Below are 25,477 nucleotides of genomic sequence, written 5' to 3'. Positions count from 1 at the left end.
TCAATGCGCGTTGATCGGGCGTACCGGGCCTTGGATGCGGACGGCTGAGCCGGCGTCAGCGGGGCTTGAGGCCGTGCAGCAGGAGGTGGACGTGTTCGTCCAGTCCGGCCAGCGCCTCGGCCGCCGGGAGTGCGCCGTTGGCGACCAGGGTGGCCAGGCCGTGGACGGCGGACGCGGCGACCAGGGTGAGGTGCTCCGGGTCGCCCTCGACGATCTCGCCGCGCTGCTGGGCTTCGGCGACCAGCCGGACGAAGGAACCCATGGAGAGCTCGACCGCGTCGGCGAGTCGGCTGTCGATGTCCGGGTCGTGCTTGCGGGCGTACATCAGCTCCAGCAGCTCGGGGTTCTCGATGGTGAAGGTGAGATAGGCCCGGGCGAGCGCGGTGACGCGGGTCTCGAGGGGGGCGTCGGGTACGGCGGCCGCGGCCAGGCTCCGGTTCAGCCGGTCGAACCCGCTGAGCGCGAGCGCGTCCAGCAGGGCCTGCTTGTCCTTGAAGTGCCGGCCGGGTGCGGCGTGGCTGACGCCGATGTCGCGGGCCAGTTCGCGCAGGGAGAGCGCGGCGGCACCCTTCTCGCGCAGGGTGCGCTCGGCGCTGGTGAGCAGGGCGGCGCGCAGGTCTCCGTGGTGGTAGGGGCGGCTTTGCGGCATGGGGATCATCGTAACCCGGATGTTGGCGATGCCAGCTTTGTTGTCATTGACATCATTGTTGGCGACGTCTACTTTGGCGGGCATGGCTGAGAAGACAGGCACGAAAACCGGGACGTGGAACGCGTCCGATCTCCCCGACCTCGCCGGTCGTACGGCCGTGGTCACCGGTGCCAACAGCGGCATCGGCTTCACCGCCGCGGACGCGCTGGCCCGGTCCGGCGCGCATGTGGTGTTCGCGGTACGGGACCCGGAGCGCGGGCGCGCGGCCGCCGCGCGGGTGAACGGCAGCACGGAGGTGCGCCGCCTGGATCTGGCGGACCTGGCCTCGGTACGGGAGTTCGCGGCGGGCTGGGACCGCCCGCTGGACCTCCTGATCAACAACGCGGGCGTGATGATGCTGCCGGAGCTGTCCACCAAGGACGGCTTCGAGATGCAGTTCGGCACGAACCACCTGGGCCACTTCGCGCTGACGAACCTGCTGCTGCCGTACCTCACGGACCGGGTGGTGACGGTCTCCTCCGGGCTGCACCGCGGCGGCGACGGCGTGATCCACTTCGCCGACGTCAACCTGCGCGGCACCTACCAGCCGACCCGCGCCTACGCCCAGTCCAAGCTGGCGAACCTCCTGTTCACCCTGGAACTCCAGCGCCGTCTGACGGAGGCCGGCTCCCCGGTCCGCGCGCTGGCCGCCCACCCCGGCTACGCGGCCACCAACCTCCAGAGCCACACCGCCAACCCGCTCGCCCGGCTCGGCATGCGCCTGGGCAACCTGCTCGTCGCCCAGGACGACCGCGGGGGCACGCTGCCCACGCTGTACGCGGCGACCCAGGATCTGCCCGGTGCCAGTTATGTCGGCCCGAGCGGTTTCGGCGAGCTGCGGGGCGCACCGGCGCTGGCGGGGCGTAGCGCGGCGGCGAGCGACCCGGTGGCGGCCCGCCGGCTGTGGACGCTGTCGGAGGAGATGACGGGGGTGATGTGGCCGCTCGGGGTCGAGGCCGTGTGACCGCCGCCCAGCACCCGGACGCCCGACAGGCCGTGGCGGCCCGCCGGATACGGTGAGCGGATTCGACGGTTCTCCGGGAGGTGGCCGGATGAGCGGTGGCGTGGACTTCGCGCTCGACGGGCGTACGGCCCTGGTGACCGGCTCCGTGCGCGGGCTTGGGCTGGAGATGGCCCGGGGGCTGGCGGGCGCCGGCGCGCGGGTGATCCTCAACGGCCGGGACCCGGTGACGCTGGAGGTGGCGGCCGGGGCTCTCCGCGACAACGGTTTCGACGCGGTGGGCGCGGCCTTCGACGTGACCGACCGCGAGGCGGCCGAGGATGCGGTGACCGCTCTCGGTGCGATCGACATCCTGGTCAACAACGTGGGCCACCGCGACCGGCGCGGGGTCCACGAGATGACCCCGGACGAGCTGTCCGCGCTGCTCGACGTTCACCTGACCTCGGCGTACGCGCTGAGCCAGACGGTGGCCCGAGGCCTGGCCGCACGTGGCACCCCGGGCCGCGTCATCAACGTCTCGTCGGTCGTCGGCCAGTTGGGCCGCACGGGGGACGTCGCCTACGCCGCGGCGAAGGCGGGCCTCGACGGTCTGACCCGGGCGCTGGCGGCCGATCTCGGCCCCAGCGGCACAACGGTGAACTCGGTGGCACCCGGCACGTTCGCGACGGACGTCAACGCGGAGCTGGCGCAGGACCCGGAGTGGGGGCGATGGCTGCGGACCCGCACGGCACTGGGCCGCTGGGGCCGCCCGGCCGAGATCGCGGGCATCGTGGTCTTCCTGGCGAGCGACGCGGCGTCCTTCATCACGGGGCAGACGATCGCGGTGGACGGGGGGATGACGACGACGTTCTGAGTGGGGCGTCGAGGTCACAGGTCGAGGACCGCGCGCAGGGCATCGTCGATACGGGCGACGGCGTCGAGCCCGTCGAGACTGACGACACAGACGGTCTGGCGTCGGACCGTGGACCAGTCGGCCGGACTGCGCGCGGTGAGGGTGCCCAGTAGCGTGGGCTGGAATGCGAAGTCGAGCGGGATGTCGGACCTCCCACCGAACCCGCTCGCGCAGCCGGAGACGTGACCGAGCCGGAGGGACGGAGGCAGCGAGCCATGGCTGTGTCATCGGACGCCTGGTCCGGACCGCGCCCCCGCCCGGGGAACCTCCGCGAAGTCGCCGAGAGGACCGAGGAAGCGACGGGTCTGCGCGTGCGGACCGTGGGAGGAAAGCTCGGGATGTCCCCGACGCCGCGTGGGAAGCACGCGGGCGTGGTCTGTCAGATCCGCCGCCGGATCGACGGAGTGCTGCCGGAAGGGTTGGGAGCCTTCGAGGTGTCGTCGACGCTCTCCCCGACGACCCGGACGACTGTGTGACCCCCGATCTGATCGTCCTGCCCATGGAGTGGACGGAGGACGACGACTGGCTCGCCGCCCCCGAGGACACCGCGCCTGCCGTCGAGGTGATCTCCGCGTCCGAGAAGTCCCGCGAGATCCGTGACAAGGCCGACTGGTACGCCGTCGCCCGGGTCCCAGTCCTCCTCGTCGTCGATCCCCGGCACGGGACCTGGGCGTTGCACATCCGCCCCGACAACGGTGCCTACCAGGACATGCTGTCCGGGAAGTACGGCGAGACCGTGCCGTTGCCCGAGCCATTGGGGATCGAGGTCGCTACCGACGGCTTTCCGGTGTACGGCGAACCGCAGAGGTCGCCGGGCGGCTCACAGACAAAAAACTCAGTGAAGTCGGGAACCGTTTCTCACCTTTGTGAGACACAGTGGGGCCTGATGAAGCGCACCTCACGCATCTCTTCCGTTTCGCGCGTTTCGCGCCGTGTCGCGCTCGGCGTGGCGGTCGTGGTCGCCGCCACCTCCGCCTCCGTGGCGGCCGCCGATGACGGCCCCGGGCCGTTCGGGGTGACCGCGATGGTCGGTACGACCGCGGAGAGCGCGAGGGTCGGGGCGCTGTTCAGCGCCGACAAGGCCGGGAGCCTGGCCGGCAACCACTTCTGCACCGCCTCGGTCGTACACAGCCCGCAGCGGGATCTGATCGTCAGCGCCGCGCACTGCGTCGACGGGGACGACGTCACGGGGCTCGTCTTCGTGCCGGGGTACCGGGACGGGCAGGCGCCGTACGGGGCGTGGAAGGTGGGGCGGCGGTATCTGCCCGACGGGTGGGCGCATGGGCAGGACGAGGACAGTGATATCGCCTTCGCCGTCGTGGACGAGCGGGGCGGCAAGCGGGTCGAGGACGTGACCGGGGCCAACCGGTTCGTCACCGGTATGGCCACCGGGGCCACCGCCGTCACCGTCACCGGGTATCCCGAATCGCGTGAGGTGCCCATCAGTTGCACCAACAAGCCCGTCGCCCACAGTGCCACGCAACAGCGCATCAACTGCCCTGAGTTCACGGGGGGCACCAGCGGGAGTCCCTGGGTGAACGGGGACCATGACGTGGTCGGGGTGCTGGGCGGGCATGAGCAAGGGGGGTCGACCGCCGATACGTCGTACAGCGTGGTGCTCGGGACCGAGGCCGCCGAGCTGTACAAGGACGCCGTAGGCGGCTGAGACGGCGTCATGTGCGCCGTCCTGCTGTGAAATAGCGCCACTCTCGGCCGAAATGGCGTTGAACAGCCCTGGCATGGGGGAGGGTTGGGGCGTGCGGAAAGTATGGGTGATCGGTGGCGCGGCGGTCGGGCTCGGGCTGAGCTTCGTCATGCTGCTCGTCGTCGGGGTGTACGTCGTCGCCGGGAACCTGCTCAACGGCGCGGGCGGTGCCACCAGGGCACTCGCCAAGGGAGCCGTGCCGGCCGCCTACTCCACCATCGTGCAGAAGTGGGGCAATCTGTGCCCCGCGATCAATCCTGCCCTCCTTGCCGCGCAGCTCTATCAGGAGAGCGGGTTCAACCCGACGGCGCAGAGCGCTGCGGCCGCGCAGGGGATAGCTCAGTTCATCCCGGGGACCTGGGCCACCCACGGAATCGACGGCAACGGTGACGGGGTCCGCGACGTCTGGGACCCGAATGACGCGATTCCGTCGGCCGCCTCCTACGACTGCCAACTCGCCTCGTACGTCAAGGACGTCCCCGGCAACATCTCCGAGAACATGCTCGCCGCCTACAACGCGGGGGCGTACGCGGTCATCAAGTACAAGGGTGTGCCGCCGTACAAGGAGACCCAGAACTACGTCAAGACGATCACCACCCTCGAGGACAGCTTCGCCGCGCCCGTCAGCCGGCTCTCCCCGACCAAGCAGGCCGCCGGTGCCATCGAGTACGCCCAGAACAAGCTCGGCACCCCCTACCTCTGGGGCGGTAACGGCACAGTTCAGGACGGCGGCCGGTTCGACTGCTCCGGGCTGACGAAGGCCGCGTACGCGAGTGTGGGGATCACCCTGCCGCGCGTCGCCAACGACCAGTACAACGCCGGGCCGCACCCGTCGCGGAACGAGCTGCTGCCGGGGGACCTGGTCTTCTTCTCCACCGACCTCTCCAACTCCCGGGCCATCCACCACGTGGGGATCTACGTGGGGGGCGGGTACATGATCGACGCGCCGTACACGGGGGCGGTCATCCGGTTCGACCCCATCGACGGCGCCGACTACTTCGGGGCCACCCGGGTAACCGAGGATGGCGCGAAAGCGCTGCCCACCACGGTGTGAACGGAGCGTATAACCCACCCCCTGAGCTGGGGCTTTGTGTCTCTCTTCGATAACGTCTGCGTGATCATTCGGTGGATGGTGGAACGTAGGGACGTAGGCCGTGCGTTCCTGTTGACGTAGCCGACCACGGGGGTGGCAGCGAGCGGCGCACACGAGGTGCGTCCGGGACGACGACGAAGGGGCCGCACGCACGATGGCTGTACTCGCCGAATCCGGATCCAACCCCGACGTCGACCTGCTCTACGACATCAACGGCCTGGCCAAGGACGCACCGCACTGGTTCGACCGCGGCATGGAGTTCGTCGGGGAGTACGGGCTGCTGGTCGCGATGGTGCTGCTGGTGGTGTGGTGCTGGTGGTCCGTGCGGCGCCGTGGGGACGAGGACGCCGCGTCCACCATCGCCGCGCTGGTGTGGACACCGCTCGCCGCCGCGATCGCCGTCCTCGTGAACGTTCCCATCCGCGGGTTCGTCGAGCGTCCCCGGCCGTTCCTCACCCACCAGGGGCTCGACGTCCTGGTCTCCGGCAAGACCGGCTACTCGTTCGTGAGCGACCACGCGACGATCACCATGGCCCTGGGGGTCGGACTCTTCGTCGCGAACCGTAAGTTCGGGCTGGCGGGGATAGGGCTGGCGCTGGTGGAGGGGTTCTGCCGGGTGTACATGGGGGTGCACTACCCGACGGACGTGGTGGGCGGCTTCGCGCTGGGTACGGCCGTCGTGCTTCTGCTGTCCCCGCTGGCCACGGCGCTGCTGACGCCCGTGACGAAGGCGGTGGAGGGGTCGCCGAGGGTGGGCTGGATCGTGCGGAGGCGTTCGGCGACGGTGGGGCTGGTACCGGGGGCCCGCCCTCCGGTGGAGTCGGAGGAACGGGACCTGGCGGCATAGGTGCAGCTACGACGTGCCCCGTAAGGGGCGCGGGGCTGTATCGATGTGCGGCTACCGGCGCGTGGGCGCGATCAGCCCCCACGCACCCGCGGCCGAAGAACTCTCACAACCCCTGCGGGTACGAAAAGAACCGCGCCGGGTCGTACTGCTTCTTCACCGTCCCGAGGCGTGTCGCCGCGTCCCCGTAGTACGCCTTCTTCCAGTCGGTCAGCGTCGGGTCGGTGTAGTTCTGGTACGCCGCACCGGAGGCGTACGGCTTCATCGCCGTGTGCGCCCCGTTCAGCCACGTCTGGCCCAAGCCGCCGGAGGCGCCCGCTCCCCACGACACTATGTACTGCGCCAGCATCCGCGACCGGCGGTGCACGAACGCCGTCGCCGTCGGGGCGACCCGGTTGACCGCGCCGCCGAGCGCCGTGAAGGCGATGCTGCCGGCGCCGCCGCGGACCGAGCTGATCTGCTTCAGGGCCGTCTGGATGCCGGCCGTGGAGAGCGAGCGGTCGAAGAAGTCGGAGCGGGCCGCGTACGTCTCGCGGCCGAGCCTGCCCGACGTGGAGCGGCCCGGCGTGGAGCCGGGGAGGTGGCACTGGGCCTGGGCGGAGAAGGAGGAGCAGCCGGCGTAGATCTCCATCGCCTCCTCGTAGCCGTGGCGGCGCAGCGAGACGGAGGAGGCGTTGGCGCCCGCCTTGTGGGCGAGGGCGTCCACCGCGTTCTGGAGTTCGCCGTACGTGCCCATCGAGAAGCAGGCCACCGAGATGCGCGGCGTGCCGCCGGAGCCCTCCAGGTGGAGGGAGGACCAGATCTCGTCCGGCTGGGAGGGGCCCCACTCCTGCCAGGCCTTGAGGACCTGCGCCGCCTTCGACCAGGGCCAGGTCAGGTACGCCGTCACGGCCTGCGGGGTGGGGTGGGTCCTGAACTGCAGCTCCGTCACGACGCCGAAGTTGCCGTTGCCGGCTCCGCGCAGCGCCCAGAAGAGGTCCTTGTTCGTCGTCGCGTTGGCGACCACCTGTGTGCCGTCCGCCGTGATCAGCGTCGCCTGGGTGAGGCTGTCGCAGGTCAGGCCGTACGCGCGGGACGCGACCCCGTGGCCGCCGCCAAGGACCAGGCCGGAGACGCCGACCGTGGGGCAGGAGCCCGCCGGGATGGTCACGCCCTTGGCCGCGAGGCCGCGGTAGACGTCGATCAGTTTGGAGCCGGCGCCGACGACCGCCGTGCCGCCGCTGACCCGGATGCGGTTGAGCTTGGAGACGTCGAGGATCAGGCGGCCGTCGCCCGAGGAGTAGCCCGCGTAGGAGTGGCCGCCGTTGCGGATCGCGATCTTCAGTCCATGGGCCTGGGCGTACGACAGTGTGGTGCGGATGTCGTCCGCGTGGGCCACGTAAGCCACCGCCGACGGCTTCAGTCCGTCGAAGCGGGTGTTGTAGAGCTGGTGGGCCGTCTTCCAGCTCGCGTCGGCGGGACGGACCAGGGTGCCGTCCAGGGCGTGGGCCAGGGCGGTCCAGTTGGCCGCGGCCGCTGCGCTGGTGGTCTTCAGCGCCGTACGAGAGGATGTGGACGCGAGTGGCGCGCCGGTTGTGTGGGAGGCGGTGGCGGTGCCGGAGCTGCACCCCGTCAGTGCGGTCGCCGCGAGGGTGGCCGCTCCGCCCGATATGAAGGTACGCCGTTCCATGCCCGTGCCTTTCGTCGACTTTCGTGGGACGAGACGGCGTCCGTCGCACACGGGTTCCCATCCGGTGTAACGAACGCTGTGACGTCGTAACGGCTGTGATGGCGAACGTCGAAACCGTGTTCGTGTATCCCGGCGGTTGGAACCTGTATGTGCCCGCACCGTAAGCGTTCCGTGACCTAACCGGGTTGACGGCAGGGGTTCACCCTCCGTTTACCGATGGCCATCGGCGGCTTCACCTGTTCTGCCTAATTTCGGCCCTACCCGATGTGGTGAGCGGTCATAAATGCCCAGTCAGGAGGCCCTCACCCCTTCACGAATACTTCGCACGCCGCCGAAGGTGGCGCCCCTGGAAGGAACTCCCGAAAGTGAAGCTTCAGCGCAAGAATCGGCTGCGCGCCCTGTCTCTCGGTGCTGTCGCTGTCTCCGGCGCCCTGGCCCTTACGGCGTGCGGCTCGAACGACAACGGCGCCAGCGGCTCCAACAGCGCGTCGGCCACGGCCTCCAGCAGCAGCTCGATCAAGTGTGACAACGCCAAGGGTCAGCTGCTCGCGGATGGCTCCTCCGCGCAGAAGAACGCGATCGACGCCTGGGTGAAGAACTTCTCCCAGGCCTGCGGTGTGCAGATCAACTACAAGGGCTCCGGCTCCGGCGCCGGTGTGACCGCCTTCACGCAGGGCCAGGTCGCCTTCGCCGGTTCCGACTCCGCGCTGAAGCCGGAAGAGGTCACCGCCTCCAAGAAGATCTGCTCCGGCGGCCAGGGCATCGACCTCCCGATGGTCGGCGGCCCGATCGCCCTCGGTTACAACGTCCCGGGTGTCGACAACCTGGTTCTGGACGCGCCGACGATCGCCAAGATCTTCGACAGCAAGATCACCAAGTGGAACGACGCGGCGATCAAGAAGCTGAACCCCAGCGCGAAGCTCCCCGACCTCAAGATCCAGGCGTTCCACCGCTCGGACGAGTCGGGTACGACGGACAACTTCACCAAGTACCTGATCGCCGCCACCCCGTCCAACTGGAAGTACTCCGGCGGTAAGGCCTGGCAGGCCAAGGGCGGCCAGTCCGCTCCGCAGTCCGCGGGTGTCGCCCAGCAGGTCAAGCAGACCTCCGGCGCCATCGGCTACTTCGAGCTCTCCTACGTCTCGGACGGCGTCAAGGCCGTCTCGATCGACACGGGTGCCAGCAAGCCGGTCGCCCCGTCCACCGAGTCCGCCACCGCCGACATCGCGGCCGCCAAGGTCGTCGGCACCGGCAAGGACCTGGCGCTGCAGCTGGACTACAAGACCAAGGCCGAGGGTGCCTACCCGATGACCCTGGTCACGTACGAGATCGTCTGCGACAAGGGCAACAAGGCCGACACCCTCCCGGCGACCAAGGCGTTCCTGCGCTACATCGCCAGCGAGGACGGCCAGAAGGTCCTTTCCACGATCGACTACGCCCCTGTTCCCGCCGACATCATCACCAAGGTCCGCACCACCATCGAGGGCCTCAGCTAAAGATCCGCGAGTGCGGCCGAGTTCCGGAAGGAGCCCGGCCGCACCGTCCGGTGCACCGCCGCCCGGAGCCGTATGCCCCTCGAGCAGCTGGGGTGTACGGCTCCTCCGAGCCGCTCCCCAAGGCGGCTCCGCAGACCGGAGAACCCGATGGACATATCTACACAGACAACAGACGCATCTCCCCCCACCCCACAGCCCAGCACGGCCGAGCAGAAGCGCAACGCCCGCGGTGCCACCCGCGCCGGTGACCGGGTCTTCCTCGGCCTCTCCCGTGGGTCCGGCATCCTGCTGCTGGTGATCATGGCCGCGATCGTGGTCTTCCTCACCTACCGTGCCGCCCTCGCGATCAGCCGCGACCACGGCAACTTCCTCACCACCTTCGAGTGGAACACCAACCTCATCCCGCCGACCTTCGGTATCGCGGTCCTGGCTTTCGGCACGGTCGTCTCCTCGATCATCGCCATGGCCATCGCCGTCCCGATCGCCGTCGCCATCGCGCTGTTCATCACGCACTACTCGCCGCGCAGGCTCGGCGGCACCATCGGCTATGTGATCGACCTGCTCGCCGCGGTGCCGTCCATCGTGTACGGCCTGTGGGGCGCGTTGGTCCTCGTACCGCACATGAACGGCCTGTTCGGCTGGCTCGACAGGTACTTCGGCTGGACCGGGATCTTCTCCTGGGACGGCGGCGCGCCGCGCTCGATGCTGACCGTCGGCATCCTGCTCGCGATCATGATCCTGCCGATCATCACCAACGTGAGCCGCGAGGTCTTCCGCCAGGTCCCGCAGATGCACGAGGAAGCGGCACTCGCCCTCGGCGCCACGCGCTGGGAGGTCATCCGCATGTCGGTGCTGCCCTTCGGCCGCTCCGGCGTGATCTCCGCCTCGATGCTCGGCCTCGGCCGCGCGCTCGGCGAGACGATGGCAGTCGCCACCGTGCTCTCCCCGGACTTCCAGATCCACGCCAGCCTGCTCAACCCGGGCGGCGGCACCTTCGCCCAGAACATCGCCAGCAAGTTCAGCGAGGCGACCCCCGACGGCCGTGACGCGCTGATCGCGTCCGGTCTCGTCCTGTTCGTCATCACCCTGCTGGTCAACGGCGCGGCCCGCGTGATCATCACCCGCCGCGCGGAGTACTCGGGGGCCAACGCATGAGCACCGCAGCAGTCAAGCGCCCCAGCAGCCTGCAAGGCGCCACCCTCCCCAAGTGGTCCCCCTACGCCATCATCGGCGGGTCCATCGTCCTCGGCGTGGTCATCGGCCTCGTCGGCGGCCTGGACAGCAAGATCCAGTGGGGTCTGATCGCGGCCCTTCTCTATGTCCTCGGCACCTACGGCATCGCCGCCAAGGTCGAGGGCCGCCGGCAGGCGAAGGACCGGATCGCGACCTCCCTGGTCTGGGTCGCCTTCATCGTCGCCGTGATCCCGCTGGTCTCCCTGATCTGGGTGACCATCTCCCGCGGTGTGAAGGTCCTGGACGTCTACTTCCTCAGCCACTCCATGGGCGTGGTCGCCGACTCCGAGGCCGGCGGCGGCGCCTACGCCGCGATCATCGGCTCGCTGGAGCAGGTCGGTCTCGCCACCGTCATCGGTGCCCCGATCGGCATCCTCACCGCGATCTACCTCGTCGAGTACGGCCGCGGCCGGCTCGCCAAGGCGGTCACCTTCTTCGTCGACGTGATGACCGGTATCCCGTCGATCGTCGCGGGTCTGTTCATCCTCAGCCTCATGCTGATCTTCGACATGCAGCCCTTCGGTTTCGCCGGATCGCTGGCCCTGGCCATCCTGATGATGCCGGTCGTGGTCCGCTCCACCGAGGAGATGCTCAAGCTCGTCCCCAACGAGCTGCGCGAGGCCTCGCTGGCCCTCGGCGTGCCGAAGTGGCGCACGATCCTGAAGGTGGTCCTGCCGACCTCCATCGGCGGTATCACCACCGGTGTCATGCTGGCCATTGCCCGTATCGCGGGTGAGACCGCCCCGGTGCTGCTGCTGGTGTTCGGCAACCCGTTCATCAACAACAACCCCTTCGAGGGTGCACAGTCGTCGCTGCCGCTGTTCATCTACCAGCAGTACGCGAACAGCGCGGGTGCCAACGCCGCGTACGACCGTGCCTGGGCAGCGTCGCTCACGCTGATCGCCTTCGTGATGATCCTGAACCTGGTGGCCCGCGGCATCGCCCGCTGGAAGGCCCCCAAGACCGGTCGCTGACGCGGCCTTACAGCGACCGACTGTCTGGAAGTGAAGAAGTAATGTCCAAGCGAATCGACGTAAGCGGGCTCACCGCCTACTACGGCTCTCACAAGGCCATCGAGGACATCTCGATGAACATCGAGCCGCGCACCGTCACGGCGTTCATCGGCCCCTCCGGCTGTGGCAAGTCGACGTTCCTGCGCACGCTCAACCGCATGCACGAGGTCACCCCCGGCGGCCGCGTCGAGGGCAAGGTCCTCCTCGACGACGAGAACCTCTACGGCGCCGGTATCGACCCCGTGTCGGTGCGCCGCGAGATCGGCATGGTGTTCCAGCGTCCGAACCCGTTCCCCACGATGTCGATCTTCGACAACGTGGCCGCGGGTCTGAGGCTGAACGGCAACTACAAGAAGAGCCAGCTCGACGACATCGTCGAGAAGTCGCTCAAGGGTGCGAACCTCTGGAACGAGGTCAAGGACCGCCTGAACAGGCCGGGCTCCGGCCTCTCCGGTGGTCAGCAGCAGCGTCTGTGCATCGCCCGCGCGATCGCGGTCGAGCCGAAGGTGCTGCTCATGGACGAGCCCTGCTCCGCGCTCGACCCGATCTCCACCCTCGCCATCGAGGACCTGATCGGTGAGCTCAAGGAGCGCTTCACGATCGTCATCGTGACGCACAACATGCAGCAGGCCGCGCGTGTCTCCGACCGCACCGCCTTCTTCAACCTCTCCGCCGTCGGTCAGCCCGGCCGGCTGATCGAGATCGACGACACGGAGCGCATCTTCTCCAACCCCTCGGTCCAGGCCACCGAGGACTACATCTCCGGCCGCTTCGGCTAAGCCGGAATCGACCCCTCGCGGTGCTGCATGGCGGTGCCACCGCGAGGTGCAAAAGGGCCCGCCCCTGGCTCCCGGGGGCGGGCCCGTCTGTGTGTCCGTCGGTGCGGGGTTCACGCCCTGTGGACGGGGGAAGCGGCCGGTTCCTGGCCCGAGCTCAGCGGCTTGTCCATGGCCTGTGCGGCCGCCTGTGGGCCGGTCAGCCCCATGGTCTGCGCCGGCCGGCGCCAGGTCACCGCGTCAGGCCTGCCGCCGGCCGTGCCCGGGTGCGCCCGCCCGGCTGCCGGGCCGGCGGCGCACACATGCGGCGCAAGCGCCGGCGGCTCGTCCGCTGCCGCGAACCGGACCACCGAGGCCGCACTCCCGTCCACCCGCGCGATCTCCCCGTCGGGAAAGGTCCCCACGCCCCCCTCGAAGCCCAGCGCCCCCGCGCAGACCAGGGCCAGGGCGTCCGAGCAGTCGTGCACGACACAGGTGGCGAACTCCCGGGCGACGCCCTCGGCGACCGTCGTCCCCTCCGCAGAGGTCAGCCCGGACACGAACGTCCAGTAGTCCGCGGCCGACCCGGGGGAGCCGTCGCCGGAGCCCACGAGACAGACGGTGAAGTGGCCCAGCGGCGCGAGCAGCGCCTGCACGGCGTCCCCGGCGGGGCCCGGAGGCAGCAACCGCACCGCCGCCCCGCAGGAGCACCGGAACGGTCCGCCGACCGACAGGACCTCGACACCCGGGTCGCCGTACTCCCGCCGGAGCGCGGTCAGCACGTCGAGGGCGGCCGCGGTCGGCACCTCCCGGTCCAGCAGCACCAGCTCGACGGGCGGGGTACGCCGCCCGGACCCAGTCCAGGTCCTGGGAGAGGGTTTGGAGCAGGGCGGGGGGTGAGGCGTACGACGCCGTCCGCGCCGCCGGCCGGCTCGTGCACGGCCCGGCCCTCGTCGCCGACGAGCACGACGGTCGACACCCGCTCCGCCGTGCCCGGCCGCCGCGCCATCGCCGCGGCAACGAAGTCCCCGAGGCCGTTGCCGGCCATGAGGTGAATCGTTCCTGCTCGCAGAGTCATCGCGGCCTCACCGGTCACGTGTTGCGTGGCTACAGGAACGCCAGGTCCACGAGGCCGTAGGCCGCCGCTGCCACCAGGGCCGCCGCCGGCATCGTGATGAACCAGCCCAGGACGATGTTCTTGGCCACGCCCCAGCGGACCGCGTTCAAGCGCTTCGTCGCGCCGACGCCCATGATGGCCGAGGTGATGACGTGGGTCGTGGAGATCGGCGCCTTGAAGAGGAACGCCGTGGTGAACATGATCGAGGCCCCCGTCGCCTCGGCCGCGAAGCCCTGCGGGGGGTCCAGCTCGATGATCTTGCGGCCCAGTGTGCGCATGATGCGCCAGCCGCCGGCGTAGGTGCCGAGGGAGAGCATCACGGCACAGATGATCTTGACCCAGACCGGGATGGAGTCGCCGTACGTCGCATGGCCGGAAATCACCAGTGCCATGAAGACGACGCCCATCGTCTTCTGCGCGTCCTGGAGGCCGTGCCCGAGGGCCATGCCGGCCGCGGAGACGGTCTGCGCTATGCGGAAGCCCTGCTTCGCCTTGTGCGGGTTGGCCCGGCGGAAGAGCCACATGATGGCCGTCATCACCAGGTAGCCGAGGACCAGGCCGACTACCGGCGACAGGAACATCGGGATGATGATCTTGTCGACGACGCCGTTCCAGAGAACCTGCGTGCCGCCGGCCAGGGCCGCGCCCACCAGGCCGCCGAACAGGGCGTGGGAGGACGAGGAGGGCAGGCCGAAGTACCAGGTGACGAGGTTCCAGACGATCGCGCCGACGAGTGCGGCGAAGAGGATGCCCATTCCCGTCGAGCCCGTGGGTGTCCGGATCAGGCCCTCGCTGACCGTCTTGGCGACCTCGTTGCCGAGGAACGCGCCGGCCAGGTTCATCACCGTGGCCATGGCGAGCGCCGCCCGGGGGGTGAGCGCCCGCGTCGATACCGAGGTCGCGATCGCGTTCGCCGAGTCGTGGAAGCCGTTCGTGTAGGTGAAGAAGAGTGCGACCAGGATGGTCGCGATGAGCGCGAAGGTGTCCATCGACGCCTCAGGACTCCTTGACGGCGATGGTCTCCACCGTGTTCGCCACGTGCTCGAACGCGTCCGCCGCCTCTTCCAGGACGTCCACGATCTGCTTGAGCTTCAGCACCTCGATCGCGTCGTACTTGCCGTTGAAGAGGTGGGCGAGCAGCTTGCGGTGGATCTGGTCGGCCTGGTTCTCCAGGCGGTTGACCTCGATCCAGTACTCGGTGAGGTTGTCCAGCGTCCGCAGGTGGGGCATCGCCTCGGCCGTCAGGTCGGCGGCCCGCGCCAGCACCTCGATCTGCTGCTCGACGCCCTTCGGCAGCTCCTCGATGTTGTAGAGGACGACCAGGTCGACGGCCTCCTCCATGAAGTCCATGATGTCGTCGAGGGAGGACGCGAGGGAGTAGATGTCCTCGCGGTCGAAGGGCGTGATGAACGAGGAGTTCAGCTGGTGGAAGATCGCGTGCGTGGCGTCGTCGCCCGCGTGTTCCGCTGCCCGCATACGCTCTGCGATCTCGGCCCGGGCGGACGCGTCCGCCCCGAGCAGTTCCATCAGGAGTTTGGAGCCCGTGACGATGTTGTCCGCGGACGCGGCGAACATGTCGTAGAAGCTCGTCTCCCTGGGGGTCAGACGAAAGCGCACTTGGGGTCCTCGGTATGCATGGGTTTCGGTCAGGCTGATGCTAGGCGCATCATCCGGCCACGGCTAATGGGCCGCCCTCCAGTGTCGCCCATCGGGCATCGTGATCAGTACGGGGGCGTCCCGAGGGGCCCTATACCCAGCAAAGTTCGTTACCATATACCCACCAGGGGTATATGTATCGGCAATGCGGAGGACGCGATGACGACCACCGAGGCCGGCGCGACGAAGCCCTCCGGGAACGGGGCTCCGGCGACTACGCACGGCTACCACAAACAGAAGGACGAACACCTCAAACGGCTGCGCCGGATCGAGGGCCAGATTCGCGGCCTGCAGCGCATGGTCGACGAGGACACCTACTGTATCGACATACTCACCCAGGTCTCCGCCTCCACCAAGGCCCTGCAGTCCTTCGCCCTGCAACTGCTTGAGGAACACCTGCGGCACTGCGTCGCGGACGCTGCCGTCAAGGGCGGGACGGAGATCGACGCGAAGGTGGAAGAGGCGACCCAGGCCATCGCCCGGCTGCTGCGGACCTGACCGAAGTCAGCCGTCCTCGCGCTCCTCGGCCACTCTCAGCACCTCGTCGATGCTCTCCAGGCTGAGTCGTTCCTCGGCGGCCGACGCCGCGATGATCAGTTCTCCGCACAGCTCGATCTCGGCGAGGGCCACGTGGTCCTGAACTGCCGTACCGCCGACCGGAGCCACGTGCATCACCTCTTCTCTGCCGTCACCGAATTCCTAGAGTAGGGAGCGGTCTACACAACGCGCATGGCACGGACGGGCTAGTTCACAGGTTGTACAGAGCCGATCCGGGACTAGTGCGCTGGCTGGTTTTCGGCGATCCGCCCCGCGTAGATGTCCTGAGGACGCGGCAACTTTACGTCCACCGGAGTGCCGAAGTCGTACAGCAGGGTCGTCGAGGCGACCGCGACCGTGCCCTTGCTGCTGTCGTTGACGAAGCTGAACCGCTGCCGCAGTTTGCGGATACGGCCCTGGTCGTCGAGGTACGCGTCGAACGGAACCTCGGCCGTGGCGAACCCTTTCGCCGCGGCGGCGAGGGCCGGCCGGTTGCCGGCGGAGGCCGCGCGGGCTGCGGCCGCGAGGTCGGCGGTGCCCCGGTAGTGCCGGACCTCGGCCCCGGCGACCTCGGTCTTCCCCAGGTAGGTCGCGGTGCGGGTGCCGAGCAGCAGTTCGGCCGCGGCGAACGGGTCGGTCGCGCCGCCGGTGACCAGGTTGCCGTCGGAGAGGCTCGCGGTCTCCACGCGGACCCATTTGTCGGCGGGCACCCCGGCGCCCCTGTTCTTCATGAACAGCGCGCCGGGGGCGAGGAGCTCGGTGATCGGGCGGTGCTCGGGGGTACCGGCGGGGTCCTGCGGGAGCACGACCGTGAGTTCGCCGAGCTGGTTGCGGTAGTCGTAGAGGCCCTTGCCGCGGATGGTGACCCGGGTGCCGCCGGTCGCCATCTCCATCGACGTCGTCGCCCTGGAGGTGGCGGCGCCGCGCAGGGTGTCCGCCGCGCGCTTCAGCACGGTGACCGAGTTGTCGCCGGGGCCGCCGCCGGCGCCTTCGGCGGTGGCGCCGCCGCAGCCGGTGGCGCATGCGCCGAGGCCGACCACGAGCCCTACGGTGACGGCCGTCTTTCCAGCGCGCCTGTGCTGCCGCCGATCCATCGCCTGCCTACCCCCAGCCGGTACGTCCGTCACGGGCCCCTGTCGTTCCGGTTAACGAGGGGTGGGTGGGGCCGTCACGCATGCCGGCTCTTTACCGGGGCTGGGTAACGTTGTCAGGGTGGCGGAGAAACACGGTTCCGAGCGGGGCTTGCAAGGAGAGGACCACCGTACGAGCCTGGTTGAGCACGGGGCGTTCTGTTACGCGCGGTGTACGTGTGGGTGGCGGGGGCCGGCGCGGCGGGCGAGAAGCCTTGCGCGGACGGATGGGTCAGGGCACAGAGCGGAGGGGTTAGCCGCGGTCCTGCCCTCTTTCACTGGGTCTTGTGCAGCGAGGCCAGTAGTTCGTCCACCAGCTCGGCATCTCTCGGCTGAGTAAGTCGCTGCCGTGCCTCGGCCGGGCGCAGCCACAGGATTCTGTCCACCTCGTGGTTCGGGGTGAAGTGGCCCTCTCCCGCTTCCGCGGCCCAGTAACGGACCTCCTTGGGGCGGCCGTTGGCGTAGTAGCGGACCGTGGAGAGTTCATTGCCGAGGTGGGCTGTGTAGCCGGTCTCCTCCTCGACCTCGCGCAGTGCGGCCGTCGCCGCGTCCTCGCCGCGCTTGAGCTTGCCCTTGGGGTGGGACCAGTCGTCGTACTTGGGGCGGTGGATCAGGCAGACCTCCAGCTCTCCGCCCACCGGTGAGCGGCGCCACAGGACGCAGCCGGCCGCCAGGACCGGGGTGTCGTTCACAGCGCCTCCAGCCGCTGTTTCTGCCACGCCTGCTGGAAGGCGAACCGGGCCGCCTCCACCTCGTGGCGCTGGTCGGCGTGGAGGACGCCGAGGGCGTAGGCCGTCGCCGGGGCGATGCGCGGGGTGCGGGCCGCCGCCGCGGCCGCCGCCGCCGCTTCCGAGGCGTCGCGGTGCCGGTTCAGGGCCTGGCCGGCCGAGAGCAGCCGTACGTCCACCGGCGCGCCCTCGCCGCACAGCACCTCGCGGGCGTAGCGGTGCAGGCGCAGCAGCAGGCGGACCTGGTGCCAGGGGCCGTCCTGGGGATGCGGGGACGGGTCCGGGGACAGGCCGTGGACCAGGGCCTCCGCGTTGTAGGGGTGGCCGGCGGTGACCAGGGGGAGGGCCGCGATGGCGTCGGTGAGGCGTTCCTCGGCCGCCGAGGCGAGGGGGCGCAGGTCCGTCGTGGGGGCCGCCGCCGTGAGCGGGACCTCGCTGGCCAGGACCGCGACCTTGTCGGCGACCGCGTGGAAGCGGGAGGAGCCGAGCGCCTGGAGGGCCGTGGAGTGTGCCCGGGTGCGGGCGAGGGTGAGCTGGCGGTCCAGGAGGGCGCCCGCCTTGGCAGCGCCCACGGTGAGGTTGCCGCGCTCGGTCGCGGACTCCGAAGTGGCCTGGCTCGGCAGGGTCGTCGAGCCCGAGAGCCGGTGGAGTGCCAGCAACAGGCGCTCCAGCCGTGCCTCGTAGGCGTGCTCAAGTCCCAGCGTGCCCGACAGCCAGGCCAGTTCGGGGCGGATCTCCTCCGACCAGTCGGTCTCGAGCAGGGGGCGGAAGGTGTGCAGGCTCCCGCTGATGCGCCGGGCCGAGCGGCGCAGCGCGCGGGCCGCGCCGACGGACTCCTCCGTCCCGCTCGCCGTCCCGGTCTCCCGGTGCAGGCGCAGCGCGCGGAGGAACTCCGTGGCCTGGGTGCGCAGGTAGCCCGCGAGGGCGTCCCCGGCTACCACCCGGGCGGTGGGGTCCGTCGGTTCAAGGTGTTGCTGTGCCACGCCGGCGCCTCCGGGCGTCTATGAGCATCTCCTGGATGTTGCGCAGGGGCTGTCCGTCCGCGTCGGTCGCGTGCCGGGTCCATTCGCCGTCCGGCCCCAGATGCCAGGAGGAGGTGGAGTCGGACATACCGGTTTCGAGGAGCCGGTTGAGCGCGGCTCGATGAGCCGGGTCGGTGACCCGGACCAACGCCTCTATCCGGCGGTCGAGGTTGCGGTGCATCATGTCGGCGCTGCCTATCCACACCTCGGGCTCGCCGCCGTTGCCGAAGGCGAAGACCCGGGAGTGTTCCAGGAAGCGGCCGAGGATCGAACGGACCCGGACGTTCTCCGACAGGCCCATGACGCCCGGCCGGATCGCGCAGATACCGCGGACCCAGATGTCGACCGGCACGCCCGCCATGGACGCGCGGTACAGGGCGTCGATGATCGCCTCGTCGACCATCGAGTTGACCTTGATGCGGATGAACGCGGGACGGCCGGCCCGGTGGTGCTGTACTTCCTTGTTGATCCGCGCGATCAGTCCGTCGCGCAGCGACTTGGGGGCCACCAGCAGGCGGCGGTACGTCTCCCGGCGGGAGTAGCCGGAGAGGCGGTTGAACAGGTCGGACAGGTCCGCGCCGACCTGCGGGTCGGCGGTGAGCAGACCGAGGTCCTCGTACAGCCGGGCCGTCTTCGGGTGGTAGTTGCCCGTGCCGACATGGCAGTAGCGCCGTAGCGTCTCGCCCTCCTGGCGGACCACCAGGGACAGCTTGCAGTGGGTCTTCAGCCCGACCAGGCCGTAGACGACATGGCAGCCGGCCTCTTCCAGGCGCTTGGCCCACTTGATGTTGGCGTGCTCGTCGAAGCGGGCCTTGATCTCGACCAGGACGAGGACCTGCTTGCCGGCCTCGGCGGCGTCGATGAGCGCGTTGACGATCGGGGAGTCGCCGGAGGTCCGGTACAGGGTCTGCTTGATCGCGAGGACGTCCGGGTCGTCGGCGGCCTGCTCGATGAAGGCCTGTACGGACGTCGAGAAGCTGTCGTACGGGTGGTGCAGCAGGACGTCCCGCTCGCGCAGCGCCGCGAAGATGTCGGGCGCGGACGCCGACTCGACCTCGGCCAGGTCGCGGTGGGTGCCCGCGATGAACTTGGGGTACTTCAGCTCCGGCCGGTCCAGGCTGTGGATGCGGAACAGACCGGTGAGGTCCAGCGGGCCGGGCAGCGGGTAGACCTCGGCCTCGCTGATCTTCAGCTCGCGGACCAGCAGGTCGAGGACCTCGCGGTCGATGGACTCCTCGACCTCCAGGCGCACCGGCGGCCCGAAGCGGCGCCGCATGAGCTCCTTCTCCAGGGCCTGGAGCAGGTTCTCGGCGTCGTCCTCCTCGACCTCCAGGTCCTCGTTCCGGGTGAGGCGGAAGGCGTGGTGCTCCACGACCTCCATGCCCGGGAACAGCTCCTCCAGATGGGCGCCGATGACGTCCTCGATGGGTACGTAGCGGCCCGGGCTGCTCTCCAGGAAGCGGGACAGCGACGGCGGCACCTTGACCCGGGCGAAGTGCTTGTGGGCGCTGACCGGGTTGCGTACGACCACGGCCAGGTTCAGGGAGAGGCCGGAGATGTACGGGAAGGGGTGCGCCGGGTCGACCGCCAGCGGGGTCAGGACCGGGAAGATCTGGTGCCGGAAGAGCGTGAAGAGCCGCGCCTGCTCCTTCTCGGTCAGCTCCGCCCAGCGGACCAGGTGGATGCCCTCCTCCGCGAGCGAGGGGGCGATGTCCTCGTGGTAGCAGGCGGCGTGCCGGGCCATCAGCTCACGGGAGCGGGCCCAGATCATCTCCAGCACCTCGCGGGGCTGCAGCCCGGAGGCGGACCGAGTGGCCACGCCGGTGGCGATACGGCGCTTCAGGCCGGCCACCCGGACCATGAAGAACTCGTCCAGGTTGCTGGCGAAGATCGCCAGGAAGTTCGCCCGCTCCAGCAGGGGCGTGTTCGGGTCCTCGGCGAGCTCGAGCACCCGCTCGTTGAACGCGAGCCAGCTGCGCTCCCGGTCGAGGAAGCGCCCCTGGGGCAGCTGGGGCCCGTCGTACGGTGACTCCTCGTACGCGTCGAGGTCGGCATCGATGTCGGGTTCCAGGTCGGAGACCGCGGCGGCGACGGTGTGCGGGCGGTGCGCGGCTATGGAGCCTACGGACGGCTGTGTGTGCTGGACCTCTGCCTGGGCGTTCTGCTGACTCATGACCCCATTGTTCCGCGCACCGGGCGTGACAGGCGCGTCGGAACGGGCGGGAGGGAGTTGAACGACCCCGTTTCCCGCGAACCCCTGCGGGGGCGGCGAAGGCTCTGGCACGGCGGGCTTCATTGACTGAGCGTCGCAAGCCAGTCTGAACCAATGGTTACGAAGACATGGCGTATGGGATAGCTGCGGGAGGCTCGCGGACGTCGAAGATCAGCCGTGGCGGCCTTCGGGACCACGAAAGCGACGTTCGTGCACGTCCTTCCCACGGAGCCCGTGCGCCCTTCCGCTGCGTGGGGCGCACGGGTCCGACGGCCCCTCAGCGGGTCCGGTGGCGCAAGAGGGAGAACGCGCCGGCGGTGGCCGCCGCGGCAAGGGCGAGCACCATGGCGGTAGCCGAGAGGTGGACGGCCCAGAAGCCGTGCAGGGGGCCCTGCAGAGGTTTCCACGCCACGCGCAGATACAGCCTGATCACCAGGGTCACGGCGGCGGCCACGGCCAGCGCCGGCAGGGTGCTGCGCAGGGCGATCCCGGCGAGCGCGCCGACGGCGAGACCGAGCAGCAGCAGGGCGGGCAGCACCGGGCCGCCCGGGATGAACACGCGGTCCCAGGTCCAGTTGGTGACCAGGGCGTCCTTGTCCGCGGCCCACACCCAGCCGAAGGCCAGCGCCAGCAGCCCGCCCCCGGCGAGCAGCGGTACGGCGGCCGTGATCAGCTTGCCGGCCAGCCAGCGGGCCGGGGAGACCGACTGCGTCCAGGCCAGCTTGGCGGTGCCGGACTCCAGCTCGCGGCCGATCAGCGCGGCGCCCGCCCAGGCGGCGACGGCGACACCGGAGTAGCTGAGGGCCTCGCCGAGGAAGTTGAAGACGTTGTTGGCGTCCGTGAACGCGGAGTAGTCGCAGACAGGGAGGTCGCCCTGGGTGGAGAAGTGGAAGCCGAGGCAGGAACGCTCGGTGGGCACCCTGGAAAGGTGCAGCCAGAGCAGCCCGCCCAGCGCCGCCGGCACGAACGCGGTCCAGACGAGCAGCGCGGGGCGGTGCAGCCGGAGCAGGGAGCGGTGGGCGGACCCTGGGGCGGCGGACAGGGCGGTCATCGGGCGGTCGTCTTTCCGGTCAGGTGGCGCAGGGCCAGGAAGCAGCCCACGGTCAGCAGGGCCGCCACGGCGAGGAGCAGGGCCGAGGTGGTCAGCTGGAGGGGCCAGTAGTGCGAGGCGGGGTGGTAGTCGCCGTAGGCGTCGTAGGAGCCGCCGACATTCCTGCCCGACCGCACCGTCCAGGAGCTGTTGGGAAGGGCGAAGTAGGCCTTTCCGGTGCTGGTCCTCGTCGGCCACAGGTGGGGCATGAGCAGCTGGGCGGCGGTCCAGATGGCGCCGGTGACCAGCAGACCGAGGCCCAGGGCGGGCAGGGTGCGGCGGGACAGCAGGCCGGCCAGCGCGCCCGCCGCCAGCCCGCACAGGGCCAGGGCGACGAGGGTGGGGCCGTTGGTGTGGAAGGTCCAGATGTCATACCACTGCTTGGCGCTGTGGATACGACCGATGCCCGCGGCCCAGGCCAAGTGGTGCAGCCAGACCAGCAGCGCGGTCCCGGCGGCGACGGCGGCGGCCGGTGCCGCGAGCCGGACGGCCAGCCAGCGCACGGGGGTGCTGGACTGGGTCCAGGCCAGCTTGGCGGTGCCGGACTCCAGCTCCTTGCCGAACGCGCCGCCCGCCCACGCGGCCGCCAGGAAGGGGACCGCGGCCACGGTCAGGGTGGCGTAGTCGTACCAGTCCTTGTAGCGCAGGATCGCGCTCTGGTCGTACGAACACTTCTGCCAGTCCGTGCAGGCGTTGTACTGGCGCCAGCCGTCGGCCGCCGCGTCGGCCAGCGGGCCGTGCAGGAGGAGGAGCAGGATGGCGCCGGCGAGGACCAGGCCCGTCCAGACGTACAGCGCGGGGCGGTGCAGCCGCAGCAGCCAGCGGGTCAGACGCGGGCTTCCCGCGGTGATGGCCATGGTGGTCATACGGCGGCCTCCACTGCCGTCAGGGCCGGGGCCTCGGGGTTGCGGAGATGGGCGAGCACCAGTTCCTCCAGGGAGGGGGCGCCGGTGCGCCAGTCTGCGGGCAGCGGGCCCGCCGGGCGGACCAGGGCGCTGAGCCGGCGGCCGGTGGTCCGGGACTCCACGACGGTGTGCGGGCCGAGGTCGGCGTCGGCGGTGGCGTCGACCCGGGTGTGGGCGGCCAGCAGGTCGTCGATCTCGCCGGCCAGCCGGACCCGTCCGCCGCCGATCAGCAGCAGATGGTCGCAGGAGTCCTCCAGTTCGGCGACCACGTGCGAGGACATCGCGATGGTGGTGCCGTGCTGGGCGGCCTGCACCATCAGCAGGCCCATCAGCTCGTGCCGGGCCAGCGGGTCGAGGTCGGCCATGGGCTCGTCCAGAAGCAGCAGTTCAGGCCGCTTGCCGAGCGCGAGGGCGAGCGCGACGCGGGTGCGCTGGCCGCCGGAAAGAGCGCGGACACGGGTCTTCGGGTCCAGGTCGCCGCCGGCCACGACGTGCTCGGCGGCGGCCGCGTCCCAGCGCTCCGGGTTGAGGTCGGCGCCCATCCGGAGCGTCTCGGCGACCGTGAGCTGCGGATACAGCGGCTTGTCCTGGGCGACGTAACCGACCCGGCCGCGCGCCTCGGCCGGAGTGGCGCCGAGGACGGTCAGCTCGCCCTCGGTCGGGCCCAGCAGACCGGCGGCGAGGGCGAGAAGCGTGGACTTGCCCGCCCCGTTGGGGCCCACGACGGCACACACCCGCCCGGCGGGGAGCCGGAAGGCGCAGTCGCGCAGGGCCCAGCCCCCACGCCGGCCGAACCGCTTGCCGAGCTCCGAGGCCGCTATCGCGGTGTCGGTCATGAAGTCTCTCCTTGGAAGTGCTTCTCCTGCACGGCGAAGTGCTCTTCGAGTACGGCGGTGAACAGTGCGGCCACGTCGTCCCGGTCCAGGCCGGACTCACGGGCCCGGACGGCCCAGTCGTCCAGCTCCCCGTGCAGGGGGGACTCGGCCGGGGCGGTGCTCAGGGCGCGTTTCACGAACGTGCCGAGGCCGCGCCGGGCCTCGACCAGACCCTCCCGCTCCAGCTCCCGGTAGGCCTTGAGCACGGTGTTGGGGTTGATCGCGGTGGCCTCGACCACCTCACGTGCGGTGGGCAGCTTGTCTCCCGGCTGTATGTGACCGAGCCGGAGCGCCTGCTTGGTCTGCTGGACGATCTGGACGTAGGTGGCGACGCCGGAGCGCCGGTCGATGCGGTACTCGACCACTCGTACAACCACCCTTTCACTAATTGAGTAGTGAAAGGGTGGTGCAAGATGGTTCGGAAAGTCAAGGCCGAAGAATTCCGGACCCGCCCCGGAACCCGTGAACCGCTCGGCCGGGCTCGTGCGATGAGGAGACGTGAGCGGAACGAGAAGCGACGGGGAGCTGCTGCGGGCGATCGCGGCGGACTCGGACCGGCGCGCCTTCGAGGAGCTGTACCGGCGATACGCGCCGTGGCTGACCGCGCGGCTGCGCGGCCGGTGCGCCGATCCGGCGATCGTCGACGACGTCGTACAGGAGACGTTCCTCGCGGTGTGGCGGGGCAGCGCCCGCTACCACGAGGAGGGTGACGCGGCCGGGTGGCTCTGGCGGATCGGTTCGCGGCGGCTGGTCGACGCGCTGCGCGGCGACGGGGCCCGGGGCCGGCTGCGGCAGGCGCTGGCGCGGCTGCGGCACCGGGACGAGGCCTCGGCGGAGGAACGCGTGCTCGCGGGGGTGGAGCACGGGGACCTCGCCGGGGCCCTGGTCCGGCTCTCGCCGGAGCTGCGGGCGGTGCTCCAGGCGACGGTGATCGACGGGCTGACCACCCGGGAGGCGGCGGTCCTGCTCGGCATCCCGCCGGGGACGGTCAAGACACGGGCGATGCGGGCGCGCAAGCAGTTGCGGGAGGAGTTGGCATGACCTGGCATGTTGCCGAGGAGGATCTACGGGCCTACGTGCGCGGCGAGTTGGCGGCGCCGCTGCTGTGGTCGGCCGACACCCACGTCGGCTCCTGCGCGGAGTGCCGTTCGGTGCTCGCCGCGGTCTGTGACCCGGTCGCGCTGGACGCCGGCTGGGACCGCCTGGACGCCGAACTGTACGCGCCCCGGCCGGGACGGGGCGAACGGCTTCTGATGAGGGTGGGCGTCGGCGAGCACACCGCACGCCTGCTCACCGCGACCCCGGTGCTGCGCCGCTCCTGGCTGGCGTCGGTGGCGTTCGTGCTGGCGGCGACGGTGGTCGTGGTGCGCGCGGTGGACACCCCGGCCCTGTTCCTGGCCCTGGCCCCGCTCCTCCCGCTCGCCGCGGTGGCACTGTCGTACGGACCGGTCCTCGACCCCACGTACGAGATCGCCGCGGTCGCTCCGACGCACGGCTTCCGGCTGCTGATGATCCGTACGGTGGCCGCGCTGACCGCCTCGCTCGGGCTCAACTGCCTTGCCGTGCTGGCCCTTCCGGCGTACGGCCTGCTCGCCTTCGGCTGGCTGCTGCCCGCCCTCGCGCTCACCGCGGCCGGACTGGCGCTCTCCGCCCGGCTGGGCCCGCTGCTCGGCCCCGGCCTGGTCGGCGGCGCCTGGACGCTGCTGATGGTGGTGGCGGTGCGGCACCCCGCGGACAGACCGGTCGCGTTCACGGTGCTGGGCCAGTCGGTGGCGGCGGCGCTGGCCGCGCTGGCGACCTTCCTGCTGCACCGGGCGCGGGACCGCTTCGACGCCAAGCCCTACTGAACCCTTCTC

27 protein-coding genes and 1 pseudogene are annotated in these 25,477 nt (G+C 70.2%); 14 read left to right on the top strand and 14 right to left on the bottom strand.

Translation table 11 applies throughout. From position 1 onward, the window contains the following. Positions 1-55: 55 nt before the first annotated feature. Positions 56-658, bottom strand: a complete 603-nt coding sequence (locus ACZ7OO_RS21095; protein WP_471506488.1) for a TetR/AcrR family transcriptional regulator — start codon at positions 656-658, stop codon at positions 56-58. Between the two features lie 73 nt (positions 659-731). On the opposite strand from ACZ7OO_RS21095, the gene ACZ7OO_RS21090 reads away from it, so the two are divergent. From ACZ7OO_RS21090 to ACZ7OO_RS21060, 7 genes and pseudogenes are all read left to right on the top strand, one after another. Beyond that, positions 732-1,652: an oxidoreductase gene (locus tag ACZ7OO_RS21090; protein ID WP_471506453.1), complete on the top strand. Its 921-nt coding sequence runs from the start codon at positions 732-734 to the stop codon at positions 1,650-1,652. Between the two features lie 88 nt (positions 1,653-1,740). After that, on the top strand, positions 1,741-2,502 hold the full coding sequence (locus ACZ7OO_RS21085; protein WP_471506451.1) for an SDR family oxidoreductase: 762 nt from the start codon (positions 1,741-1,743) through the stop codon (positions 2,500-2,502). Positions 2,503-2,879: 377 nt separating this feature from the next. Then, positions 2,880-3,017, top strand: a complete 138-nt coding sequence (locus ACZ7OO_RS21080) for a hypothetical protein (protein ID WP_471506449.1) — start codon at positions 2,880-2,882, stop codon at positions 3,015-3,017. Between the two features lie 23 nt (positions 3,018-3,040). Beyond that, positions 3,041-3,250, top strand: a pseudogene (locus tag ACZ7OO_RS21075) (Uma2 family endonuclease); the annotation flags it as partial. Positions 3,251-3,427: 177 nt separating this feature from the next. Beyond that, the gene (locus ACZ7OO_RS21070) at positions 3,428-4,207 is read left to right on the top strand and encodes a trypsin-like serine peptidase (RefSeq protein WP_471506486.1); all 780 of its coding nucleotides are present in this window, start codon (positions 3,428-3,430) and stop codon (positions 4,205-4,207) included. A gap of 73 nt (positions 4,208-4,280) precedes the next feature. Continuing rightward, on the top strand, positions 4,281-5,300 hold the full coding sequence (locus ACZ7OO_RS21065) for a C40 family peptidase (protein ID WP_471506447.1): 1,020 nt from the start codon (positions 4,281-4,283) through the stop codon (positions 5,298-5,300). A 193-nt stretch (positions 5,301-5,493) separates the two neighbouring features. Next, positions 5,494-6,186, top strand: coding sequence for a phosphatase PAP2 family protein (locus ACZ7OO_RS21060; RefSeq protein ID WP_471506445.1), 693 nt, complete (start codon positions 5,494-5,496; stop codon positions 6,184-6,186). Between the two features lie 103 nt (positions 6,187-6,289). On the opposite strand, the gene ACZ7OO_RS21055 is transcribed toward ACZ7OO_RS21060, so the two are convergent. After that, a complete protein-coding gene (locus ACZ7OO_RS21055) occupies positions 6,290-7,852 on the bottom strand; it encodes an FAD-binding oxidoreductase (protein ID WP_471506443.1) in 1,563 nt (520 codons plus the stop codon). A 365-nt stretch (positions 7,853-8,217) separates the two neighbouring features. Here ACZ7OO_RS21055 and pstS point away from each other — a divergent pair, with 365 nt between their 5' ends. The 4 genes from pstS to pstB all read left to right on the top strand — a co-directional run bounded on the left by pstS (position 8,218) and on the right by pstB (position 12,373). Beyond that, positions 8,218-9,348 (top strand): phosphate ABC transporter substrate-binding protein PstS, encoded by a 1,131-nt coding sequence (pstS, locus tag ACZ7OO_RS21050; protein ID WP_471506441.1) that lies wholly within the window; start codon positions 8,218-8,220, stop codon positions 9,346-9,348. Between the two features lie 147 nt (positions 9,349-9,495). Then, complete coding sequence (gene pstC, locus ACZ7OO_RS21045) at positions 9,496-10,503, top strand: phosphate ABC transporter permease subunit PstC (protein WP_471506439.1); 1,008 nt, start codon at positions 9,496-9,498, stop codon at positions 10,501-10,503. Continuing rightward, positions 10,500-11,555 carry a phosphate ABC transporter permease PstA gene (gene pstA / locus ACZ7OO_RS21040; protein ID WP_471506437.1) on the top strand — a complete coding sequence of 352 codons (1,056 nt, stop codon included), beginning with the start codon at positions 10,500-10,502 and terminating at the stop codon, positions 11,553-11,555. Before pstC ends, pstA begins: the two co-directional genes overlap by 4 nt. Before the next feature lie 41 nt (positions 11,556-11,596). Further along, on the top strand, positions 11,597-12,373 hold the full coding sequence (gene pstB / locus ACZ7OO_RS21035; protein WP_471506435.1) for a phosphate ABC transporter ATP-binding protein PstB: 777 nt from the start codon (positions 11,597-11,599) through the stop codon (positions 12,371-12,373). Between the two features lie 110 nt (positions 12,374-12,483). On the opposite strand, the gene ACZ7OO_RS21030 is transcribed toward pstB, so the two are convergent. The 3 genes from ACZ7OO_RS21030 to ACZ7OO_RS21020 all read right to left on the bottom strand — a co-directional run bounded on the left by ACZ7OO_RS21030 (position 12,484) and on the right by ACZ7OO_RS21020 (position 15,083). Further along, on the bottom strand, positions 12,484-13,173 hold the full coding sequence (locus ACZ7OO_RS21030; protein WP_471506433.1) for a hypothetical protein: 690 nt from the start codon (positions 13,171-13,173) through the stop codon (positions 12,484-12,486). A gap of 283 nt (positions 13,174-13,456) precedes the next feature. Next, a complete protein-coding gene (locus ACZ7OO_RS21025; protein ID WP_471506432.1) occupies positions 13,457-14,455 on the bottom strand; it encodes an inorganic phosphate transporter in 999 nt (332 codons plus the stop codon). Positions 14,456-14,462: 7 nt separating this feature from the next. Further along, positions 14,463-15,083, bottom strand: coding sequence for a DUF47 domain-containing protein (locus ACZ7OO_RS21020; RefSeq protein ID WP_471506430.1), 621 nt, complete (start codon positions 15,081-15,083; stop codon positions 14,463-14,465). 198 nt (positions 15,084-15,281) lie between these two features. On the opposite strand from ACZ7OO_RS21020, the gene ACZ7OO_RS21015 reads away from it, so the two are divergent. Beyond that, complete coding sequence (locus ACZ7OO_RS21015) at positions 15,282-15,620, top strand: metal-sensitive transcriptional regulator (protein WP_351708846.1); 339 nt, start codon at positions 15,282-15,284, stop codon at positions 15,618-15,620. Between the two features lie 6 nt (positions 15,621-15,626). Here the strand turns inward: ACZ7OO_RS21015 and ACZ7OO_RS21010 are convergent, their stop codons facing one another. The 9 genes from ACZ7OO_RS21010 to ACZ7OO_RS20970 form a co-directional block, all read right to left on the bottom strand. Beyond that, entirely contained in the window at positions 15,627-15,794 is a 168-nt protein-coding gene (locus tag ACZ7OO_RS21010) for a hypothetical protein (RefSeq protein WP_351747093.1), read from the bottom strand. Positions 15,795-15,898: 104 nt separating this feature from the next. Next, complete coding sequence (locus ACZ7OO_RS21005; RefSeq protein ID WP_471506428.1) at positions 15,899-16,753, bottom strand: SCO4651 family lipoprotein; 855 nt, start codon at positions 16,751-16,753, stop codon at positions 15,899-15,901. Between the two features lie 311 nt (positions 16,754-17,064). Next, positions 17,065-17,481 carry an NUDIX hydrolase gene (locus ACZ7OO_RS21000; protein WP_471506426.1) on the bottom strand — a complete coding sequence of 139 codons (417 nt, stop codon included), beginning with the start codon at positions 17,479-17,481 and terminating at the stop codon, positions 17,065-17,067. Next, positions 17,478-18,500 carry a CHAD domain-containing protein gene (locus ACZ7OO_RS20995; RefSeq protein ID WP_471506424.1) on the bottom strand — a complete coding sequence of 341 codons (1,023 nt, stop codon included), beginning with the start codon at positions 18,498-18,500 and terminating at the stop codon, positions 17,478-17,480. Before ACZ7OO_RS20995 ends, ACZ7OO_RS21000 begins: the two co-directional genes overlap by 4 nt. Then, a complete protein-coding gene (locus tag ACZ7OO_RS20990) occupies positions 18,481-20,712 on the bottom strand; it encodes an RNA degradosome polyphosphate kinase (RefSeq protein ID WP_471506422.1) in 2,232 nt (743 codons plus the stop codon). The genes ACZ7OO_RS20995 and ACZ7OO_RS20990 overlap by 20 nt, the downstream gene beginning before the upstream one ends. A gap of 316 nt (positions 20,713-21,028) precedes the next feature. Beyond that, positions 21,029-21,802: a hypothetical protein gene (locus tag ACZ7OO_RS20985; RefSeq protein WP_471506420.1), complete on the bottom strand. Its 774-nt coding sequence runs from the start codon at positions 21,800-21,802 to the stop codon at positions 21,029-21,031. After that, a complete protein-coding gene (locus ACZ7OO_RS20980; RefSeq protein ID WP_471506418.1) occupies positions 21,799-22,707 on the bottom strand; it encodes an ABC transporter permease in 909 nt (302 codons plus the stop codon). The genes ACZ7OO_RS20985 and ACZ7OO_RS20980 overlap by 4 nt, the downstream gene beginning before the upstream one ends. Next, positions 22,704-23,582: an ABC transporter ATP-binding protein gene (locus ACZ7OO_RS20975; protein ID WP_471506416.1), complete on the bottom strand. Its 879-nt coding sequence runs from the start codon at positions 23,580-23,582 to the stop codon at positions 22,704-22,706. The genes ACZ7OO_RS20980 and ACZ7OO_RS20975 overlap by 4 nt, the downstream gene beginning before the upstream one ends. Then, the gene (locus ACZ7OO_RS20970; protein WP_352223774.1) at positions 23,579-23,986 is read right to left on the bottom strand and encodes a GntR family transcriptional regulator; all 408 of its coding nucleotides are present in this window, start codon (positions 23,984-23,986) and stop codon (positions 23,579-23,581) included. Before ACZ7OO_RS20970 ends, ACZ7OO_RS20975 begins: the two co-directional genes overlap by 4 nt. 133 nt (positions 23,987-24,119) lie before the next feature. Between ACZ7OO_RS20970 and ACZ7OO_RS20965 the strand changes: the two genes are divergently transcribed. After that, a complete protein-coding gene (locus ACZ7OO_RS20965) occupies positions 24,120-24,662 on the top strand; it encodes an RNA polymerase sigma factor (protein ID WP_471506414.1) in 543 nt (180 codons plus the stop codon). Next, positions 24,659-25,468 (top strand): zf-HC2 domain-containing protein, encoded by an 810-nt coding sequence (locus tag ACZ7OO_RS20960; RefSeq protein ID WP_471506412.1) that lies wholly within the window; start codon positions 24,659-24,661, stop codon positions 25,466-25,468. The genes ACZ7OO_RS20965 and ACZ7OO_RS20960 overlap by 4 nt, the downstream gene beginning before the upstream one ends. The last annotated feature ends 9 nt before the right edge of the window (positions 25,469-25,477 follow it).

The sequence above is a fragment of the Streptomyces sp. NPDC111744 genome (assembly GCF_055634995.1).
This window is presented reverse-complemented; position numbering and strand designations above follow the sequence as displayed.

Excerpts from the sequence above, each read along its gene's own strand:
- ACZ7OO_RS21095 (WP_471506488.1), bottom strand. The coding sequence starts at position 658 with ATGATCCCCATGCCGCAAAGCCGCCCCTACCACCACGGAGACCTGCGC.
- ACZ7OO_RS21090 (WP_471506453.1), top strand. The coding sequence starts at position 732 with ATGGCTGAGAAGACAGGCACGAAAACCGGGACGTGGAACGCGTCCGAT.
- ACZ7OO_RS21085 (WP_471506451.1), top strand. The coding sequence starts at position 1,741 with ATGAGCGGTGGCGTGGACTTCGCGCTCGACGGGCGTACGGCCCTGGTG.
- ACZ7OO_RS21080 (WP_471506449.1), top strand. The coding sequence starts at position 2,880 with ATGTCCCCGACGCCGCGTGGGAAGCACGCGGGCGTGGTCTGTCAGATC.
- ACZ7OO_RS21070 (WP_471506486.1), top strand. The coding sequence starts at position 3,428 with ATGAAGCGCACCTCACGCATCTCTTCCGTTTCGCGCGTTTCGCGCCGT.
- ACZ7OO_RS21065 (WP_471506447.1), top strand. The coding sequence starts at position 4,281 with ATGGGGGAGGGTTGGGGCGTGCGGAAAGTATGGGTGATCGGTGGCGCG.
- ACZ7OO_RS21060 (WP_471506445.1), top strand. The coding sequence starts at position 5,494 with ATGGCTGTACTCGCCGAATCCGGATCCAACCCCGACGTCGACCTGCTC.
- ACZ7OO_RS21055 (WP_471506443.1), bottom strand. The coding sequence starts at position 7,852 with ATGGAACGGCGTACCTTCATATCGGGCGGAGCGGCCACCCTCGCGGCG.
- pstC (WP_471506439.1), top strand. The coding sequence starts at position 9,496 with ATGGACATATCTACACAGACAACAGACGCATCTCCCCCCACCCCACAG.
- pstA (WP_471506437.1), top strand. The coding sequence starts at position 10,500 with ATGAGCACCGCAGCAGTCAAGCGCCCCAGCAGCCTGCAAGGCGCCACC.
- pstB (WP_471506435.1), top strand. The coding sequence starts at position 11,597 with ATGTCCAAGCGAATCGACGTAAGCGGGCTCACCGCCTACTACGGCTCT.
- ACZ7OO_RS21025 (WP_471506432.1), bottom strand. The coding sequence starts at position 14,455 with ATGGACACCTTCGCGCTCATCGCGACCATCCTGGTCGCACTCTTCTTC.
- ACZ7OO_RS21015 (WP_351708846.1), top strand. The coding sequence starts at position 15,282 with ATGACGACCACCGAGGCCGGCGCGACGAAGCCCTCCGGGAACGGGGCT.
- ACZ7OO_RS21010 (WP_351747093.1), bottom strand. The coding sequence starts at position 15,794 with ATGCACGTGGCTCCGGTCGGCGGTACGGCAGTTCAGGACCACGTGGCC.
- ACZ7OO_RS21005 (WP_471506428.1), bottom strand. The coding sequence starts at position 16,753 with ATGGATCGGCGGCAGCACAGGCGCGCTGGAAAGACGGCCGTCACCGTA.
- ACZ7OO_RS20990 (WP_471506422.1), bottom strand. The coding sequence starts at position 20,712 with ATGAGTCAGCAGAACGCCCAGGCAGAGGTCCAGCACACACAGCCGTCC.
- ACZ7OO_RS20985 (WP_471506420.1), bottom strand. The coding sequence starts at position 21,802 with ATGACCGCCCTGTCCGCCGCCCCAGGGTCCGCCCACCGCTCCCTGCTC.
- ACZ7OO_RS20980 (WP_471506418.1), bottom strand. The coding sequence starts at position 22,707 with ATGACCACCATGGCCATCACCGCGGGAAGCCCGCGTCTGACCCGCTGG.
- ACZ7OO_RS20975 (WP_471506416.1), bottom strand. The coding sequence starts at position 23,582 with ATGACCGACACCGCGATAGCGGCCTCGGAGCTCGGCAAGCGGTTCGGC.
- ACZ7OO_RS20960 (WP_471506412.1), top strand. The coding sequence starts at position 24,659 with ATGACCTGGCATGTTGCCGAGGAGGATCTACGGGCCTACGTGCGCGGC.